This window comes from Sorangium sp. So ce448 (assembly GCF_051520915.1).
GTDB lineage: Bacteria > Myxococcota_A > Polyangia > Polyangiales > Polyangiaceae > Sorangium > Sorangium cellulosum_B.
Window position 1 is genome coordinate 7,738,706 of record NZ_CP150343.1, and the last position, 17,849, is coordinate 7,756,554.

General features: G+C 72.1%; 9 protein-coding genes. 2 read left to right on the forward strand and 7 right to left on the reverse strand.

Going from position 1 to position 17,849, the window contains the following annotated elements:
• Positions 1–48: 48 nt before the first annotated feature.
• The 7 genes from WMF45_RS29240 to WMF45_RS29270 form a co-directional block, all read right to left on the reverse strand.
• Positions 49–2,538 carry a SpoIIE family protein phosphatase gene (locus WMF45_RS29240; RefSeq protein WP_437708033.1) on the reverse strand — a complete coding sequence of 830 codons (2,490 nt, stop codon included), beginning with the start codon at positions 2,536–2,538 and terminating at the stop codon, positions 49–51.
• Between the two features lie 17 nt (positions 2,539–2,555).
• On the reverse strand, positions 2,556–2,933 hold the full coding sequence (locus WMF45_RS29245; RefSeq protein ID WP_437708035.1) for a hypothetical protein: 378 nt from the start codon (positions 2,931–2,933) through the stop codon (positions 2,556–2,558).
• The gene (locus WMF45_RS29250; RefSeq protein ID WP_437293108.1) at positions 2,914–3,369 is read right to left on the reverse strand and encodes a hypothetical protein; all 456 of its coding nucleotides are present in this window, start codon (positions 3,367–3,369) and stop codon (positions 2,914–2,916) included. The genes WMF45_RS29245 and WMF45_RS29250 overlap by 20 nt, the downstream gene beginning before the upstream one ends.
• A 177-nt stretch (positions 3,370–3,546) precedes the next feature.
• Positions 3,547–6,030 carry a SpoIIE family protein phosphatase gene (locus tag WMF45_RS29255; protein ID WP_437708036.1) on the reverse strand — a complete coding sequence of 828 codons (2,484 nt, stop codon included), beginning with the start codon at positions 6,028–6,030 and terminating at the stop codon, positions 3,547–3,549.
• A 20-nt stretch (positions 6,031–6,050) separates the two neighbouring features.
• Complete coding sequence (locus tag WMF45_RS29260) at positions 6,051–6,428, reverse strand: hypothetical protein (protein WP_437708038.1); 378 nt, start codon at positions 6,426–6,428, stop codon at positions 6,051–6,053.
• Positions 6,409–6,942, reverse strand: a complete 534-nt coding sequence (locus WMF45_RS29265) for a hypothetical protein (RefSeq protein WP_437708040.1) — start codon at positions 6,940–6,942, stop codon at positions 6,409–6,411. Before WMF45_RS29265 ends, WMF45_RS29260 begins: the two co-directional genes overlap by 20 nt.
• A 177-nt stretch (positions 6,943–7,119) precedes the next feature.
• Entirely contained in the window at positions 7,120–11,721 is a 4,602-nt protein-coding gene (locus WMF45_RS29270) for an nSTAND1 domain-containing NTPase (protein WP_437708042.1), read from the reverse strand.
• A gap of 126 nt (positions 11,722–11,847) precedes the next feature.
• On the opposite strand from WMF45_RS29270, the gene WMF45_RS29275 reads away from it, so the two are divergent.
• A complete protein-coding gene (locus tag WMF45_RS29275) occupies positions 11,848–12,429 on the forward strand; it encodes a Uma2 family endonuclease (protein WP_437708044.1) in 582 nt (193 codons plus the stop codon).
• Between the two features lie 253 nt (positions 12,430–12,682).
• The gene (locus WMF45_RS29280) at positions 12,683–17,818 is read left to right on the forward strand and encodes an AAA family ATPase (RefSeq protein WP_437708046.1); all 5,136 of its coding nucleotides are present in this window, start codon (positions 12,683–12,685) and stop codon (positions 17,816–17,818) included.
• Positions 17,819–17,849: the final 31 nt, after the last annotated feature.

A 17,849-nucleotide genomic window follows, 5' to 3' on the forward strand; every position in this document is an offset into this window, starting at 1 on the left:
CGCGCTCACCGCTTCGACGGGCGCGCCGGCCGCGCCTCGACCGATGCGTCAGGGCTGCCGGGGGGCGCGGTACCTCGCCACGACGACCGTGATGTCGTCGTCGGGGCTCGGGCACCACCCCTCGACCTCCTTCAGGATCCTGTCACGAATGACCACGACGGATTCTGTCTGGACGGCCTCGATGGTGGTGCAGAGCCGCTCGAGGCCGAACTGCTCATGGTGGGCGTCGCGCGCCTCGGTCACTCCATCGCTGTAGAGCACGAGGACGTCGCCGTCCTCCAGGATGAACTCGGCGTCTCGCGTCATGTCGTCGATGGATGGCAACGCGCCGACCCAGACCCCCGTGCTCGGGATGCACACGCAGCGGCGCGTCCTCGCGCGGCACACGAGGAGGTCGTCGTGCGCCCCGGCGAACGTCACCCGCCCGCTCCGCTCGTACCGGAGCAGGAGCAGCGTCGCGTGCTCGTCCCGCATCAGGCGGCCCCGGACATTCTCGTACAGCGCCGCGTTGATGGCCGAGATCACCCTGGCGGGGCTCGCCCTCGGGTCCCTGCGCGTCAGCGCCGACACCATGCTCTGGATCATCAGCATCACGAGCCCCGCCGCGAGCCCGTGCCCCGCGACGTCGCCGATCCCGAGCCAGCCGCCGTCGGCGGTCGCGAGCACGTCGTAGTAGTCGCCGCCCACCTCGGCGGCCGGCTTCATGAGGGCGCAGAGCGAGAGCCCCGCGACCGACAGCCGCTCCGGGACCAGCGTCGTCTGGATGCGCGCCGCGACGACGCTCTCCTGGCGGACCCTCTCCTGCTCCAGCCGCTCGCGCGCCTCCACCTGACGGACCATCTCCCGGTGCAGCGCCGCGGCCTTGGTCGCGGAGCCGATCTGGAGGCGGAGCGCGTCGTAGATCAGCTCGTGCGCGCCGCTGCTGAACACCGCGACACCGAACTTCTCCTCGTCGCCGAACGCGACCGGGAGCGCGATCATGGTCGTGCGCTCCCGGCCTCCCAGGAACCCGTCGGGCGCGAAGCGCCGCGCCGGGAAGCTCGCCGCCGGCGGGTCCACCTCGCGGCCGTCCTCCATCAGGAAGAGCGACCTCATGACACCTCGTTGCGCCTCGGGAGCGTCGTCATACAGCGACACCGCGGCCCGCGATATCCCGAGGGCCGGCAGCTCCGACGCGAGCACGCGCTTCAGGCTGGGCAGGCTCAGGCACGTCGAGAAGCTCCGCGCGCTCCAGCTGAGGTACGTCGCCGCGAGCTCCACGGTCAACCGCCGCTCCCCCTCGAGGCGCATCGACGCGCTCGAAATGACCATGCGCGACACGTGCCATAGCCGCTCGAGGGCGTCGTAGAGAGCGATGCCCCCTCCGCCCGACGGCGGCCGGCCGAGCCGCTCCCGGAGCACATCGATCATGGCCTGGAAGTGATCGAGGATGGCGCCAGCGCGCCCCGCCGCGTCGAGGAGCGCCTCGAGCGCGTGCCGGAAGCGGCCCTCCCGCCCCGCGAGCTCGTCCTCCAGCGCCGACAGGAGCTCGCCAGGCCAGCCGTCGAGCGAGCCAGTCGGGATGGCCACGCTCCTCCTGAGCGCCGTCTCCAGCGACTCCCGCCGCGCCGCGACCAGGGACGCCCCGTCGCGCGGCGTCGAGGCCGACGGCGCGAGCGAGGCGCTCGCCTGGACCCTGCAGCCGCACGACTCACGGCACGTGAGCTCGACGTCGAGGAGCGCCACGTCCTCCACGGCCTCGCCGTCGAGCATGCGCATCATCGTGTCCATCGCCTGGGCCCCGAGCCGCTTCATGGGCTGGCGAACGGTGGTGAGCGACGGCTTGGAGAAGCGCGCGATGAACGCGTCGTCGAAGCCGGACACGAGGATGTCCTGCGGGACGCGGAGCCCCCGCTCCGCGAGCAGCTCGATCACGCCGAGGGCCATCTTGTCGTTGGCGGCGACCACGGCGTCGACCTCGACCCCGCGGTCCAGGATGTCGCGAATCGCCACGCGGCCGCTGTCGATCGTGAACGCGCCCGCCGCGAAGAGGCGCTCGTCGAGCGGGAGGCCGCGCGCCGCGAGCGCCCCCCAGTAGGCGTCGGCGCGCGCCTTGGCCTCCTCGTTGTTGGCCGGTCCGCCGACGTACGCGATGCTCCGGCGCCCGTGGACGTCGAGCATGTGCCCGACCGAGAGCTCGATCCCGAGGCCGTTGTTCACGATGAGGCTCGGGATACCGTCGATCGCCATCCCGATGCTGAAGACGGGCAGCGGCGCGTACGCCCGGAAGAACTCGCGCATCCCCTCGATGCCGATGTGATGGCAGAGGGTCGCCGACGCGACGATGATGCCGTCGACCGTCTCCGGGCCGATGAGCTGATAAACGCTGTTCTGGGCCGCCCCCCCCTCGCAGGGCAGCGCGAGCGTCTCTCCGAAGGCGATCACGAGATTGACGTCGTGGGCCTCCGCTGCGCGCTCGATGCCGAAGCGCACCTCGGACTGGTAGTCTCCCCCGACGTAGTCCATCAGGAAGGCGATCGTCCGGCGCTTCTCGCTCATCTCCCGCGGCTCTCGCGTCAGGTATCGGCGATGGAGACCAGCTCAGGAGACATGCGCTCGATGGCCGTCAGGCTCCGCCGTTGCCAGCCCAGCCTCGCGTCGGTCAGGAACTCCACCTTGCACTTCGGCCCCTGGCTCGCGAGGCCGGCGATGAAGCTGATGAACGCTTTCAGGCAGCTCGAGTTCAGGAAGTAAAGGGCCCTCACGTCGAACGCGATGGCGCTCACGCGGAGGCGCGCCGCCTCGGCGTGGAGGTCCTTGAGCAGCAGACCGAGCGGCGCGACCGCCGCCATGTCGCCGGTGCCGGTGAGCTTGACGATGAGGGTGTCCTCCCTCAGGGCCGGCTCGATCCCGAAGCTGTCCGTGACGACGGGCTCAACCCTTAAGCTGCTCATCGACCCTCCACCTCCCCACCGGCGCGTGCGCGATGATCGTCAGCTCGTTGCCCTGGATCGTATAGTCCACGTCGAGCCCGCCCTCCGCGCGCACCCGCGCGAGGCCGAGCCCCGACACCCCTTCTACCATCGCCGTCTCACAGATGAGTTCGTCATAGTGCTTCACAGGATCGCTCGCCGCCTTCAGCTCGAAGAGCCGCCTCTCCACCTCGCGCAGCCGCTCCGGCGACGCCTCGTTCCGCGCGGAGATCTTCATGACGCAGGAACTCTCGCGCTCCTCCAGCGCGAGCTCGAGGCTGACCTTGGGGCCCGAGGAGTACTTGATGATGTTCTCGGCGAGCTCGTGCGCGGCCATGTAGAACCGCGAGCTCACGTTGGCGTCGTCCAGCACCATGCTGCAGAAGCTGGACACCAGCCGAAGCACGCTGTTGGCCATACGCTCGCTCGGGTGGAACGAGATGCATAGAAACAGTGACCCGTTCGGACTCGGTTCGGACACTGACACGATTGGCGCAGCGTACGTGGTTCTCAACCCGGATCCAATCCCTTCTGCTGACACCGACGATAGCGCTCATGTAGGAAAGCGGGCGGCCTCGGGCCACAGTTGCCACAATTACAGTGTTCGAGGCGCGCTGTACCTCGCCACGACCACCGTGATGTCGTCATCGGGGCTCGGGCACCAGCCCTCGACCTCGTCGAGGATCCGGTCCCGGATCGCCTCGGCGGGCGCGCTCTGGGAGGACTCGATGGTGGAGCACAGCCGCTCGAGGCCGAACTGCTCATGGTGCGCGTTGCGCGCCTCCGTCACGCCGTCGCTGTAGAGCACGAGCACGTCCCCGTCCTCCAGGACGAACTCGGCGTCTCGCGTCATCGCGTCAATGGCGGGCAGCGCACCGATCCAGACGCCCGAGCTCGGGATGCACACGCAGCGGCGGGTGCGCGCGCGGCACAGGATGATGTCGTCATGCGCCCCCGCGAACGTCACCCGCCCGCTCCGCTCGTACCGCAAGAGGAGCAGCGTCGCGTGCTCGTCCCGCTTCAGCCGACCGCGGACGTTCTCGTACACCGCCCCGTTCACCGCAGAGAGGATGTCCCCGGGGCTGGCCCGCGGGTCGTTGCGCGTCAGGGCCGAGATCATGCTCTGGATCATCAGCATCACGAGCCCCGCCGCGAGCCCGTGCCCCGCGACGTCGCCGATCCCGAGCCAGCCGCCCTCGTCCGTCGCGAGCACGTCGTAGTAATCGCCGCCGACCTCCGCGGCCGGCTTCATGACGGCGGAGAGCTCGAGGCCTTCGACCGAGAGCTGCGCCGGCACCAGCGTCGTCTGGATGCGCGCCGCGACGACGCTCTCCTGGCGGACCTTCTCCTGCTCCAGCCGCTCGCGCAGCTCCACCTGCCGCACGACCTCCCAGTGCAGCGCCGCGGCCTTGACCGCCGAGCCGATCTGGAGGCGGAGGGCGTCATAGACCATCTCGTTCGCACCGCTGTTGAGCACCGCGACACCGAACTTCTCCTCGTCGCCGAACGCGACGGGGAGCGCGATCATGCTCGTGCGCTCCCGGCCTCCCAGGAACCCTTCGGGCGCGAGGCGGCGCGCCGGGAAGCTCTCCGCCGGCGGCTCCAGCTCGCGCCCGTCCTCCATCAGGAAGAGCGGCTTCATGGTGGTGCGCTGCGGGTCGTGCGCGGTGTCATAGAGCGACACCGCGACCCGCGAGAACTGCATCCGCGGCAGCTCCGACGCCATCATGCGCCGCAGGATGGGCAGGCTCAGGCAGGTCGAGAAGCTCCGCGCGCTCCAGCTCAGGTAGAGCGACGCGAGCTCCACGTTGAGCCGCTGCTGCCCCTCGGCGCGCACGGACGCGCTCCCGATGACGATGCGCGAGGCGTGCCAGATCCGCTCGAGCGCCTCGTCGAGGACCGCGTCCCGGAGGGCCCCGTGGCCCCGGCGGAACTGCTCGCGGAGCAGCGTGATCATGCCCTGGAAGTGCTCGAGGATCGCGCCCTCGCGCCCCGCCGCGTCGAGGAGCGACTCGACAGCGCGCAGGAAGCGGCCCTCCGTCCCCTCGAGCTCCTCCTGCAGCGCCGACAGGAGCAGGCCGGCCCAGCCGTCGAGCGATCCGGCGGGGATCGCGACGCTCTTCTCGAGCAGGCGCTCCAGATCGTCCCGCTGGCGAGCGGACGGGAGCGGCGCGCTCCACGCCTTGCTCGAGGGCGCGCCCGCGGGCTCCACCTGGTACCCGCAGCCGCAGGACTCGCGCAGCGTGAGCTCGACCGGGAACAGGTGGTACTCGGGGACCGGCTCGCCCTCGATCATGCGCACGATCAAGTCCACGGCGCGCGCGCCGATGCGCTTGATGGGCTGGCGGATGGTGGACAGCGACGGCTTCGCGAAGCGCGCGATCACGGCGTCGTCGAAGCCGCACACGGGGAGGTCCTTCGGGACGCTCAGGCCGTGCGCCTTGAGCTCCTCGATGGCCCCGAGCGCCATGTTGTCGTTGGCGGCGACAACGGCGTCGAACGCGGCCCCGCGCCCGATGATCTCCCGCATCGCGGCGCGCCCGGTCTCGATCGTGAAGCTGCCGAACGAGACGAGGCGCTCGTCAAAGCGGAGCGTGCGGTCCGCGAGCGCCCGCCGGTAGGCGTCGGCGCGGACCTCCGCCTCCTCGTTGCTCGGCGGCCCGCCGATGTACGCGACGCGCTGGCACCCGTGGTCGTCGACGAGGTGTCCGACCGAGAGATCGAGCCCGAGGCCGTTGTCGACCACGAGGCTCGGGATGCCTTCGATCGCCATCCCGAGGCTGCAGATCGGCAGCGGCGCGTAGGACCGGCAGAACCGCTTCATCCCCTCGATGCCGACGTGGTGGCAGAGCGTCGTCGAGGCGACGAGGATGCCGTCGACCGTCTCCGCGCCGATGAGGTGATACATGCTGTTCTGGGCCGTGCTGGCCGCCCCGGGGCAGGCGAGCGTCTCGCCGAAGGCGATGATGAGATTGACGTCGTGCGCCTCGGCGGCGCGCTCGACCCCGAAGCGCACCTCGGACTGGTACTCGCCTCGTACGTAGTCCATCAGGAGGGCGATCGTCCGGCGCTTCTTCATCGTGTCCCGCGCTCCTCGCTTCAGGCGTCCGCGATGGAGACCAGCTCGGGGGACATGCGCTCGAGCGCCGTCAGGCTCCGCCGCTGCCACCCCAGCCTCGCGTCCGTGAGGAACTGCACCTTGCACCTCAGCCCCAGGCCCGCGAGCCCGCAGATGAAGCTGATGAACGCCTTCAGGCAGCTCGAGTTCAGAAAGTAAAGAGACCTTACGTCGAACTCCACGGCGCTCACGGAGAGGCGCACCACCTCCGCCTGGAGGGCCTTGCAATAGGAGCCGAGCGGCGCGGCCGCCGCCATGTCGCCCGTGCCGGTGAGCTTGACGCTGAGGGTGTCCTCCCTCAGGGCCGGCTCGATCCCGAAGCTGTCCGTGACGACGGACTCAACCCTCAAGCGGCTCATCTCCCCTCCATCTCCCAACCGGCGCGTGCGCGATGATCGTCAGCTCGTTGCCCTCGATCTTGTAGTCCACGTCGAGCCCGCCCTCCGCGCGCACACGCGCGAGGCCGAGCCCCGACACCCCTTCTACCATCGCCGTCTCATGGATAAGCTCGTCGTAGTGCTTCACCGGATCGCTCGTCGTCTTCAGCTCGAGCAGCCGCCTCTCCACCTCGCGTAGGCGATCGGCAGAGGCCTCGTTCCGCGCGCGGATCTTCAGGATACAGGAGCTCTCGGCCTCCTCCAGCGCGAGCTCCAGGCTGACCTTGGGGCCCGTCGAATACTTGGTGATGTTCTCGGCGAGCTCGTGCGCGGCCATGTAGAACCGCGAGCTCACATTCGCGTCGTCCAGGATCATCCCGCAGAAACTGGACACGAGCCGCAGCACCGCGGTCGCCATGCGGTCGCTCGGGAAGAACGTGATGCACAGGAACAGCGATGCATTCAGGTTCGGTTCCGACGCGGGCACGATTGCCACAGCCTACGTCGTTCCCGCATCCGAGCCAACGCCTTCTCTCGCGCGAGCGCGGTCGCGAGCGCGCGGGTGAGGGCAGACCCTACAATACGGCGCGGCGGCGAGCTTTGACCTGCCGCGTCGACCGCGGCATCACTGGCGCGCTGCTTCACTGGCGCGCTGCTTCACTGGCGCGCGCCCTCACGGCCGCGCGATGAGCCTCTTCCCCTGGGCCCTCAGGTTCGACACCACCTCTCCCACGCGCTGGGCGAGCGGCAGGCCCCGGGGCACCACGAGGCCGGTCGCGCCGCCCACGCGGCCGAAGGACCATGAGAGCACCGAGCCGTCGGCGTCCCACGGCGCGAGCCGCTCGCGGCCGTCGGACGGCATGGCGCCGACGATCTCGTGCCGCTCCAGGTCGAGCGCCGCGATCCGGTCCGCCGACGAGAGCAGCAACGTCTTGCCGTCAGGCGCGGCGGCGATGTCCTCCCACTCCGCCCCGCTCACGCCCTCGAGCACCCGCTCCGTGAGGCCGGCGCGGCGGATCACGACGACGCCCGTCGCGTCCGCGAAGGCCGCGTCCCCCGGCAGGGGGCCGTCCGCGATCGCGGTCGCGCGCGGCGTGGCGTACCCGAGGACCCGCACCTCGCCCCGCGCCTCGTCGATGCGCGCCAGCGCGCCCGAGCTGAACGCCAGCCATAACCCGGGGCCCACGTCGCCGCGCGCGGCGCTCGGGCGCGCCTCGTAGACATAACCGTCGGTCACCGCGATCGTGCGGGACGACAGGTCGCGGAGCGACGTCGCGACGACGTTTCCGTCGAGCTCCTGCGTGAACAGCGTCCGGCAGGCGGCGTCGACGCCGAGCACGAGCGCCGGCGCCCTCGGCACCACCTCCACCGTCGCGCCGGTCGTCGCGTCGAACAGCGTCCACACCCCCTCGTCCCGACGGTACGCCATGAGCCGGCCGTCGTCGCAGGCGCGCAGCAGGTGGCCCCGCCGCGCGGCCGTGCGGCGCCGCGAGCCCTCGTCGTACAGGCGCACCTCGCCGCCGATCTCGAAGGCGACGACGCCCCCGCGCCGCAGCGCGGCCGCGGCCGAGGCGGCCGCGCCGCGCACCTCGGGGCTCCCCTCCGGGTCGAGCCCCTCGAACCCGAGGAGGCGCTCCGCGGCCGGCGCGCCCGGGCTGAACAGGACGAGGTCGCGCGTGAGCACGCGCCGGTCCGGCAGCCGCCACCCGCCGAGCAGCGCGTGCGGGCCGACGTCGCGCTCGGCGATGTCGGCCATCTCGCCGCGCGCGCGCAGCGGCCGCGGCGCGCCCTTGCCCGGGGACGCCTCGCACGGCGAGCCCTCGGGCGGCGGATCGCCCGCGGCGCGGCCGCCCTTCCGGAGGTAGTGCCAGACGCTGCCGCCGCTGCCGCACACGCCCAGATCGAGCCCGCCCGCGTCCCAGCGCGCCGACGCGGGCGCCGGATCCGTGTCGAGCTCGAAGAGCGGCGCCCCGGGCCGGTCGAGGGTGTAGATCGACGTCCTGCTCTGCTGCACGAGCGCGATCACGGGATCGCGCGGGCTGAAGCGGCCGAGCACGGCGGGCGCGCCCAGGGTGATCTCGGCGCCCGCGCCGCCGCCGGGCCCCCAGAGCAGCGCCCTGCGCCCGAGCACCGCCGCCACGTGCGCGCCGTCGGGCGAGACGCCGAGCACGTTGCCGCGGAACGGGTGCCGATCGACCGCCTCGGCGGCGCCGCCGCGCCGCATGTCCCAGCGCGCGATCCCGCCGTCGGTCGAGCAAGCGAGGACGGGCGCCGCCTCGGCCGCGTGGACGGCGCTGCTGCAGCGCACCGGCGCGACCGCGGCCAGCGCGACGGTGCCGCCCTCCCGCAGCCGGAAGACGCGGACCTCGCCGGTGACCGAGCGCGTCGCGAGCGCCGTGTCGAACGCGAACGGCACGCGCTCGACGTGCGGGGCCTCGTGCGGCCGCAGCGCGAGGACGCGCGGCGATTTGGCGCGCTCGATGCTCTCCGGGTCGGCGTCGAGCGCCACGTCGTCGATGACCTCCGGGTCGGGCGGGCGCAGGTCGGCGACGAGCAGCGAGCCCCCGGGGCCGCCGGCGATGACCCACCGATCGTCCCACGGCAGCGCGGGCCCCACCACGCCGTCGACGGTCAGGAAGCGCGCGCGCGGCAGGCCCACCGCGGCCGACGCGAGATCGAGCGGCAGCGCCGCGTCGTCCGCGCGCCGCGCGAGGGCCGCGGCGATCCACGCGGCGCGGTGGTACGGGTCCTCCGTGCGGCGCGCCTTGCCGATGAGCTCGGCGAGCTCGGCGCGCTCCTCGGCCTCGCGCGCCTTGGCCTCGGCCTGCGCCTGGCGCGCCGCGACCCACCGCTCGGCCACGAACCCCGAGGCGACGGTGAGCCCGAGCGCCAGGGCCACGCCGATCTTCTTGGCGCGCTGGGCGCGGGCGCGCCGGAGGCTCTCGCGCACGAGCGCCTGCTCGCGCCGCGGCAGCCGCGAAGCGAGGGCCGGGCTCTTGCTCACCTGCTCGAGCAGGTCGCTGCGCAGGAGGAGATCGCGGCTCTCGCCGGAGCGATCCCACACGTCGGCGGCCTCGCGGAGCCGCTCGAGCAGGATGAGCCGCTCCATGTGCAGCGCGCGGGTGGCGGCGGCGTGCGGCCAGCTCGAGACGAGCGACTCGTGGGCGAGCTCCACGGACCTGTCGCGGCGGACGAGGAGGCGCGCGCGCTCGAGGGCGCCGAGGACGCGGTCGACATCGGCGGGCGGCGCGGCGACGGCCTCGGCGAGCTCCGCCTCGGCCCAGCGGACGCGCGACCCGTCCATCGCGCCGAGCCGGAGCAGCGCCTCGTCGGCGATCGCGCGGTCCTCCGGGGCGAGGGCGGCGAGGGCAGCGTCGGCGTGCCGCGCGAGGGCGCCGCGCACGCCGCCGAGCTCCTGCCAGGCCTCGCCGCTCAGCGCGCCGCGAAGGGCGCGCGCGCGCTCCCACCATCCCGCGAGGGCGAGCGCGATGAACGAGAGCGCCGCGCCGCCGCTCCGCAGCTCGCGCTGCGCCTCGGCCGCGACCTGGGCGAGCCCGCGCACCTCGGCGCCGGCGAGCCTCGCCGGGCCTGCGACGAGGTCCTTCACGGCGGCGGCGGCGGGCAGCCCCACGTAGCGCAGCGCGGCCCGGAGGCCCTCGCCGGCCGGGGTGGCGAGGAGGGCCGCGGTGCGGTCGTCGGCCTCGTCGAGCACGCCGATGAGCCGGAGCCCTCGCCGCGGCTCGCCGGTCGCGAGCGCGCCCACGAGGGCGGCGAGGCGCCCGCCGCCGAGGGGCGCGATCGGGTCGACGATGAGCGCGACGCCGACGGCGGACGCCATGCAGAACCTGGTGAGGGCGTCGAGGTCCGCGGACTCGAGCTCCGGCGAGACGGCGGCGAGCGCGCGGGCGAGGGCGCCGTCGGGGTCGTCGCCGGGGGTGAGGCGCGCCTCGATCCAGTCGTCCTTCTGGTCGACGTGGCGGCGCGCGAGGTGGGGCACGAGCCCCGCGGAGGCGAGCGAGCTCTTGCCCGATCCGCGCGGCCCCTGGAGCACGACGCACGGCTCGAACTCGAGCTCGCGCCCGAGGCGCGCGGTGTCGTCGTCGCGCCCGAACAGGAGCCCCTCGTCGGTGGACGAGAGCGGCGCGAGGCCCTTGTACGGCCGATCGGGGACGCCGTGGGGCCGCTCCCAGACCTCGTCGAGCAGCTGCGTCAGCTTCCCGGGCGCGACGCGCCGGTGGGCTGGATCGACGGACAGGAGCCGATGGAGGAGCGCGACGAGGCCGCGCGGCAGCCGCGCGGGGTCGCGCTCGAGGTCGCGCATCGTGCCGCGCAGGGTCGCGGCGCGGAGCTCGGTCCACCAGGCGGAGACGCTCGCGGGGTCGGAGCAGTCGTCCGGCTCGTCGGCCACGGCGTGCGGGAGGCGCCCTGTGGCGAGCTGCGCGATGCAGACGGCGAGCGCGTAGGCGTCGGTGGCGGCGGTCGGCTCGGCCATCTCGAGCACCTCCGGCGCCATGAAGCCCGGCGTCCCGATGACGTTGCGCGCGGCGGCGGGGCTGTCCGCGCCGGCGAACGCGCGGCGCGTGGAGGCGTAGACGTCGCGCTCGGCGAGGAACGCCGCCGTGCCGAGGTCGCCGCCGCCGCTGTCATGGCCGCCGCCGCTGTCATGGCCGCCGCCGACGGCGACGGCGGGGGCGCGGGAGACGGGGGCGCCCGCGCGCCGCGAGATGCCGAAGTCGAGGACCTTGAGGGCGCCGTCCTGGGTGAGGAACAGGTTGGCAGGCTTGAGGTCGAGGTGGACGACGCCGCGCGCGTGGATGACGTCGAGCGCGCCGGCGACGTCGCGCGCCCAGGCGACGACGCGGCGCCAGGGGATGCGGCGGCGGAAGCGGATCAGGTCGGCGAGGTTCCGGCCCTCGAGGAGCTCCATCGAGACGAACGGGGTCTTCGGCGCGCCGTGGAGGATGCCGGCGGCGTAGATGGTGACGAGCGACGGGTGGCGGAACGAGGCGAGGAGCTTGGCCTCGTCGGCCCAGTCGGCGGCGTCTGCGAAGTCGGAGACGAGGAGCTTGAGGGCGACCTCGCGGAACGGCGCGCCGTCCGGCAGGAGCTCCTCGGCGCGCCACACGTCGCCGAAGCCGCCGCGGCCGAGGCGGACGCGGAGCCGGTAGCGGCGGTCCAGCACGTCGCCGGGGGCGTGCGCGAGCCCGCCCGCGGGCATGGGCACCGGGCCCGGATCGCGGGAGGAGCTCCCCTCGTCGACGAGCGTGCGGTCCATCGCGGGACGACGGTATCACCGGCGCGGCGAGAGGTGGACGGTCCCGCTCACCGCGGTCCTCGGCGCCGCGGCGGTCCGCCCGGCTGCGCGTGGACATCGGAAGCCCGGCGCGCGACACTGCCGCACATGGGAGAAGCGGCGCCGCGACGGAAGCTCTCGCCGGCAGAATACCTCGATCTCGAGCGCGCATCGGAGGCGAGGCACGAGTACGCCGGCGGCGAGCTCTTCGCGATGTCTGGCGGCACGTTCGAGCACAGCGCCATCGCCGCGAACATCGGCCGATTGCTCGGCAACGCGCTGGGCGAGCGTGGATGCGTGGCGCTCAACTCCGACATGCGCATCAAGATCCCCGCCGCGGATCGCTACGTGTACCCGGACGGCTCGGTCGTCTGCGGCCGCCCCGAGTTCGAGGACGAGCGGCGCGACACCCTCCTGAACCCGGTCCTCGTGATCGAGGTGCTCTCCGACTCTAGCGAGGCGTACGATCGCGGCGACAAGTTCGCGCATTACCAGACAGTGGCGTCGATCCGAGAGGTCGTCCTGGCGTCACAGAAGGCGCCCCGTATCGAGGTGTTCGCGCGCCAGGCCGACGGGAGCTGGGTGCTCCGGGTCTATGGCCCCGGCGCCCGGGCTGCGCTGTCGTCGGTGGGGTGCGAGCTCGGCGTGGACGACGTGTACCGGGGTGTGCTCGCGGCCGCCAACCTCTGAATCCGCGGTTTCAGCGATACCGCATCGAACCGATCCACCACCGCTGTAGCGGGAGTCGCCCCGAGGATGCCGCTCGAGGTCGCGAGAAGCGCTGAGCGTGCTGAGCGCCGCCAGGCTGGACATCCATGCCTTGCCGCGTATTCTGCCGGCGGGTGAGTCTCTGTCCGACGGGGGGACGGCGGATGCTCGAGCTGATGTGTGGGGGGCGTCACGTTCCTTTGGATGCTGACGCGAAACACGGGGCCTTGCTGCCATGATCGATCTGTCAGGTCATACGCTGTTCGAGAGGGTATACGAAGGCTCCGAGACCGTGCTGTACCGCGGCCGCCGGAACGAGGACGGCGCGCCGGTCGCGGTCAAGATGCCTCGGTCCGAGTTCCCGACCGCCCGAGATCTCGCGCGGCTGCGGCGCGAGTTCGCCATCCTGCGGGACGCGGGCGAAGTGGCCGGCGTCGTCAAGGCACACGCCATCGAGAAATGCGGCAGGGGCCTCGCGCTCATCATGGAGGACCTCGGCCCATCCTCGCTGCACGCCGTCCTGAAGGCGCGCAGGCTCGACGTGGGCACGGCGCTCCGCACCGCCATCGCGCTCGCGGGCACCCTCGACACGCTCCACGGACTCCGGATCATTCACAAGGACATCAAGCCGCACAACATCCTGATCGACGAGAAGACGCAGAGCCCGCGGCTCGTCGACTTCGGCATCGCGGCGCGCCTCTCGAGGGAGACCCCCGAGACGGTCCCGCCGGACGCGCTCGAGGGCACCTTGTCGTATATCGCCCCTGAGCAGACTGGCCGCATGAACCGGAGCGTGGATCTGCGCGCCGATCTCTACTCGTTCGGCGTCACGCTCTACGAGATGCTGACAGGGGCCCTCCCGTTCCAGGAGGGCGATCCCACCGCGCTCATTCACAGCCACATGGCGCGCATGCCGACGCCGCCGCACGAGCGCGCGCCGGGGGTGCCCCGCGCGCTGTCGGACGTGATCGTGAAGCTCCTGGCCAAGATGCCGGAGGACCGGTATCAGAGCGCCCGCGGGGTCAAGCTCGACCTGGAGGAGTGCCTCCGGCGGTGGGAGGCGACGGGCCGCGCCGATCCGTTCCCGCTGGGCCAGCACGACCGGCCGCTGGATCTGCGCGTTCCCCAGCGGCTCTATGGCCGGGATCACGAGGTGAACGTGCTCCTGTCCGCCTTTCAGCGGGCTCGCCGGGGCGCGGCCGGGCTGGTGCTCATCTCGGGCTACTCCGGCGTCGGCAAGACCACGCTGGTGAACGAGATCCACAAGCCCATCGCCCGACATGGGGGGTATTTCGCCAAAGGGAAGTTCGATCCGATCAACCGGGATGTCGCGCTCGCGTCGGTGGCGCAGGCCTTCCGCGAGCTCATCCGGCAGGTGCTGACCGAGTCGGCGGCGGCCGTCGAGGAGTGGAGGCGCAAGCTGCTCGCCGCGGTCGGCGCGAACGGGCAGCTCCTCATCGAGCTGATCCCGGAGCTCGAGCTGATCGTCGGGCCTCAGCCGGCCGTGCCGGAGCTCGGGCCGACCGAGGCCCGGAACCGCTTCGATCTGCTGGTGCAGCGCTTCCTGCGGGTCTTCGCTGCGCCGACCCACCCGCTGACCCTCTTCCTCGACGATCTGCAGTGGGCCGATCCGGCCTCGCTCAGGATCCTCGAGCGCCTCCTCACGGACGTGGAGGGCAACCATCTCCTGATCATCGGCGCCTATCGGGACAACGAGGTGGACGCCGCCCACCCCCTGCACGCGACGCTGGGTGAGCTCCGCAAGTCGGGCGTGGCGATCGCCGAGCTCACGCTCAAGCCCCTCGACATGCCGACGGTCACGCAGATCGTCGCCGACACGCTGAGCGCGCGGCCGCACGCGGTCGCGCCGCTCGCGACGATGGTCTTCGACAAGACCGAGGGCAACCCCTTCTTCCTGGGCCAGCTCCTCGGCGTGCTGCACGACGCGGGGGCGCTGTGGTTCGACGCGCCCTCGGAAGCCTGGGCATGGGACGAGACGCGCGTCCGGGAGGCGGTCGCCGCGGACAACGTGGTCGACCTCATGCTCGACAGGCTGCACCGGCTCCCGCCGGCGACGCAGCGCGCGCTGAAGCTCGCGGCGTGCCTGGGCCACACGTTCGATCTCACCATGCTGGCGGCCGTCCACGAGAAATCGCCCGCCGCGACGGCCGCCGACCTGTGGGACGCGCTGCGCGGGGGCCTGATCGTGCCGCGTGACAGCGCTTATCGCTTCTTCGACGAGAGCGCGGACACCGAGCCTTCGGCCCCCCAGGAGATCAAGGTATCGTACCGGTTCCTGCACGACCGGGTGCGCCACGCGGCCTACTCGCTGGTCGAGCCCTCGCGCAGGGAAGCGCTGCACCTGGCGATCGGCCGGCTGCTCTGGGCGCGGGCCGGCGAGACGCCGCCGGACGAGGACCTGATCGAGATCGTCCGCCACCTGAACCTGGGCGCGCGGGGCATCGCCGACGAGGCCGGGCGGCTGGCCCTGGCCCGGCTCAACCAGCGGGCGGGCAGGGCGGCCAAGAGCAGGACAGCCTATCAGGCGGCCGCAGACCACTTCAGCGCGGGGCTAGAGCTCCTCGGGGACGCGCGCTGGGAGCGCCACGAGGCGCTCTGCTTCGCGCTCAGCCGCGAGAACGCGGAGTGTGTGTACCTGAGCGGCGCGCCCGAGCGGGCCGAGGAGCTGTTCACGTCCCTCATGCCCCGGGCGCCGTCGAACGTGGAGCGGGCGCACATCTACAGCCTCCGCGTGCTGCTCCACGTGACGCTGGGCAACCTCGCGGACGCGGTGCGCCTGGGCGGCGAGGGCATCGGCGTCCTCGGCTTCCCGCTGCCGAGCAGCGAGGCGGAGCTGCAGGCGCGCGTCGGGGCCGAGCTCGCAGAGGTGGACGCGAATCTGGCGGGCCGGCGCATAGAAGACCTGATCGACGCGCCGGTGATGGACAGCCCGGAGCAAAGGGCGCTCGTCCAGCTCATCAGCGATATGATGGGGCCGGTCTTCTGCCTGAGGCCCGAGCTTTACCCGCTGTTCGTCCTCAAGCAGGTCAACATCTCCCTGCGGTACGGCCACGCTGACGTGTCCGCCCCCGCGTACACCTCGTACGGATTCCTGCTCGCGGTCTTGCAGGGGCGGCCCGCGGACGGCCATGCGTTCGGCCGCCTCGCCATCACCTTGAGCGACAAGTTCTCGAACGCCGCTCTGGCCGCCAGGGTGAACTACGTCTTTGCCACGTACTCCCACCTGTTCCACGACGTGCGCGACGGGATTGCTCGCTTCCTGCAGGCGCGGCAAGGGCTGCTGGAATCGGGCGACTTCGCCCATCTCAGCAACGTGTGGAACTGCGTGACCAGCAACATGTTCACCGCGGGCTATCCGCTCGAGGAGCTGCGCGAGGAGGTGGAGCGAGGCCTCGTCGTGCTGCGGCGGACCGGGGACGTCAGCGGCACCGCCGTGATGACGCTCATGAGGCAGGCTATCGCGAGCCTGCAGGGGAGGACGCGGGCCCCCGACAGCCTGAGCGACGACCAGTTCGACGAGGGCGAGTTCGTCGCGCGCCTCAAAGAGAGGGAGTTGATCGCGGGCCTCTTCTTTTACGCGCTGCTCAAGCTGCAGCTCCCCTATCTGTACGGGGACTGCGAGACGGCCGCGGCGAACGTCGCGGACGCCGAGGCCTACGGCGCCGGCATGCTCGGTTTGTATCAACCGACGAAGCTGCATTTCTACGCTTGCATGGCGTTCCTTGGGCTGCCCGCCGCGGCGTCGCCCGAAGAGGCGGAGCGCCGCGCGCGGACCATCACCCGTCACAAGGAGCGGATCGCGGGCCTCGCCGCGAGCGCTCCCATGAACTTCCAGCACCTGCTGCTGCTCATCCAGGCCGAGGAGGCGCGCGTCGCCGGCGCTCAGCTCGAGGCCATGGGCCTTTACGACCGGGCGATCTCCCTGGCCCGTGAGAACGAGTTTCCTCACGACGAGGCGCTCGCGAACGAGCTGTGCGCGAAGCTGCACCTCCACGAGGGCAGGACGAAGGTGGCGCGCGCGTACATGGCGGACGCGTACCTCGGCTACCGGCACTGGGGAGCGACGGCCAAGGCGGACGCGCTCGCGCGCGATCACGCCGCGCTGCTGCCCCTTTCGAGCGACAGCGTGCCGATCTCGTCCATCCCCTCGGCGACGTCGGGCCCGGCGCACGCGGGGACCATCCTCGGCCGTACGACGGTCGGCAACCTGCGGGACGCCGCGCTGATCGTGCGCGCCGTGCAGGGCATCGCCGGCGAGACGGAGCTCGCGCGGGTGATCGAACGCCTCGTGACGCTCGTGCTCGGGAACTCCGGTGCGCAGCGGGGGGCGCTGGTCCTGGAGCGGGACGGGCGGCTCTTCGTCGAGGCGACCTTCGGGGTCGAGCCCGGGACGCTCGCGCTCGGGCCGAGCGAGCCGCTGGATTCGCGCCCCGACCTGCCGCACAAGGTGGCGCTGTTCGTCGCTCGCACCCGCGAGCCGCTGGTCCTCGACGACGCCAGCGCCGATGCCCGGTTCTCCGACGATCCCTGCGTCGTCGGGCAGCGCACGCGATCCGTCCTGTGCCTTCCGCTGCTCCACCAGGGCCGCATGAACGGCGTCCTTTACCTGGAGAACAACGCCGCGAGCAGGGCGTTCAACGCGAGCCGCGTCGAGCTGCTCGGCCTTTTGTCGTCCCAGGCCGCGATATCCATTGAAAACGCGCTGCTCCTCTCGGGCATGCGGGAGGTGAAGGAGCAGGTCCAGAACGCCAACCGGCGGCTCGAGGCCGAGGTCGCGCAGCGCACCGAGGAGCTCCAGCGCTCCAACGCGCAGCTCAGCGCGAGCAACGAGCGCCTGAAGATCGAGCTCACGCAGCGCGAGCAGGCGGAGCGGGAGCGGGCCGCGCTGCAGCGCCAGATGTTCGAGGCGCAGCAGACGAGGCTGGCGGAGCTCTCGACGCCGCTCATCCCGATCACGGACCAGATCATGGTGATGCCGCTCATCGGCACCATGGACGCCGCGCGGGCGGCCCAGGTGCTGGAGGTCGCGCTCGACGGCGCCCAGCGCCACCAGGCGCGCGTCGTGATCCTGGACATCACCGGGATGAAGCACATCGATACCCAGATCGCGCAGACGCTCGTGGGGACCGCCAACGCGCTGCGGCTGCTCGGCACGGAGGCCGTGCTCACCGGCACGCGCGCCGAGGTCGCCCAGGCGATGGTGGGCCTGGACATCGAGCTGAAGTCCATCGTCACCATGGGCACCCTTCAGAGCGGTATCGCCTATGCGCTCCGCCGCGCCGGGCAGTCGACGGGGATGAGCGCGCCGCTGTCCTCGGGGCCAGCCCGCGCGCGCCCGCCGGCGAGGTGAAATCGGGCGGTCACGCTCGAACCGATCGTGG

Excerpts from the sequence above, each read along its gene's own strand:
- WMF45_RS29240 (WP_437708033.1), bottom strand. The coding sequence starts at position 2,538 with ATGAGCGAGAAGCGCCGGACGATCGCCTTCCTGATGGACTACGTCGGG.
- WMF45_RS29245 (WP_437708035.1), bottom strand. The coding sequence starts at position 2,933 with ATGAGCAGCTTAAGGGTTGAGCCCGTCGTCACGGACAGCTTCGGGATC.
- WMF45_RS29250 (WP_437293108.1), bottom strand. The coding sequence starts at position 3,369 with ATGGCCAACAGCGTGCTTCGGCTGGTGTCCAGCTTCTGCAGCATGGTG.
- WMF45_RS29255 (WP_437708036.1), bottom strand. The coding sequence starts at position 6,030 with ATGAAGAAGCGCCGGACGATCGCCCTCCTGATGGACTACGTACGAGGC.
- WMF45_RS29260 (WP_437708038.1), bottom strand. The coding sequence starts at position 6,428 with ATGAGCCGCTTGAGGGTTGAGTCCGTCGTCACGGACAGCTTCGGGATC.
- WMF45_RS29270 (WP_437708042.1), bottom strand. The coding sequence starts at position 11,721 with ATGGACCGCACGCTCGTCGACGAGGGGAGCTCCTCCCGCGATCCGGGC.
- WMF45_RS29275 (WP_437708044.1), top strand. The coding sequence starts at position 11,848 with ATGGGAGAAGCGGCGCCGCGACGGAAGCTCTCGCCGGCAGAATACCTC.
- WMF45_RS29280 (WP_437708046.1), top strand. The coding sequence starts at position 12,683 with ATGATCGATCTGTCAGGTCATACGCTGTTCGAGAGGGTATACGAAGGC.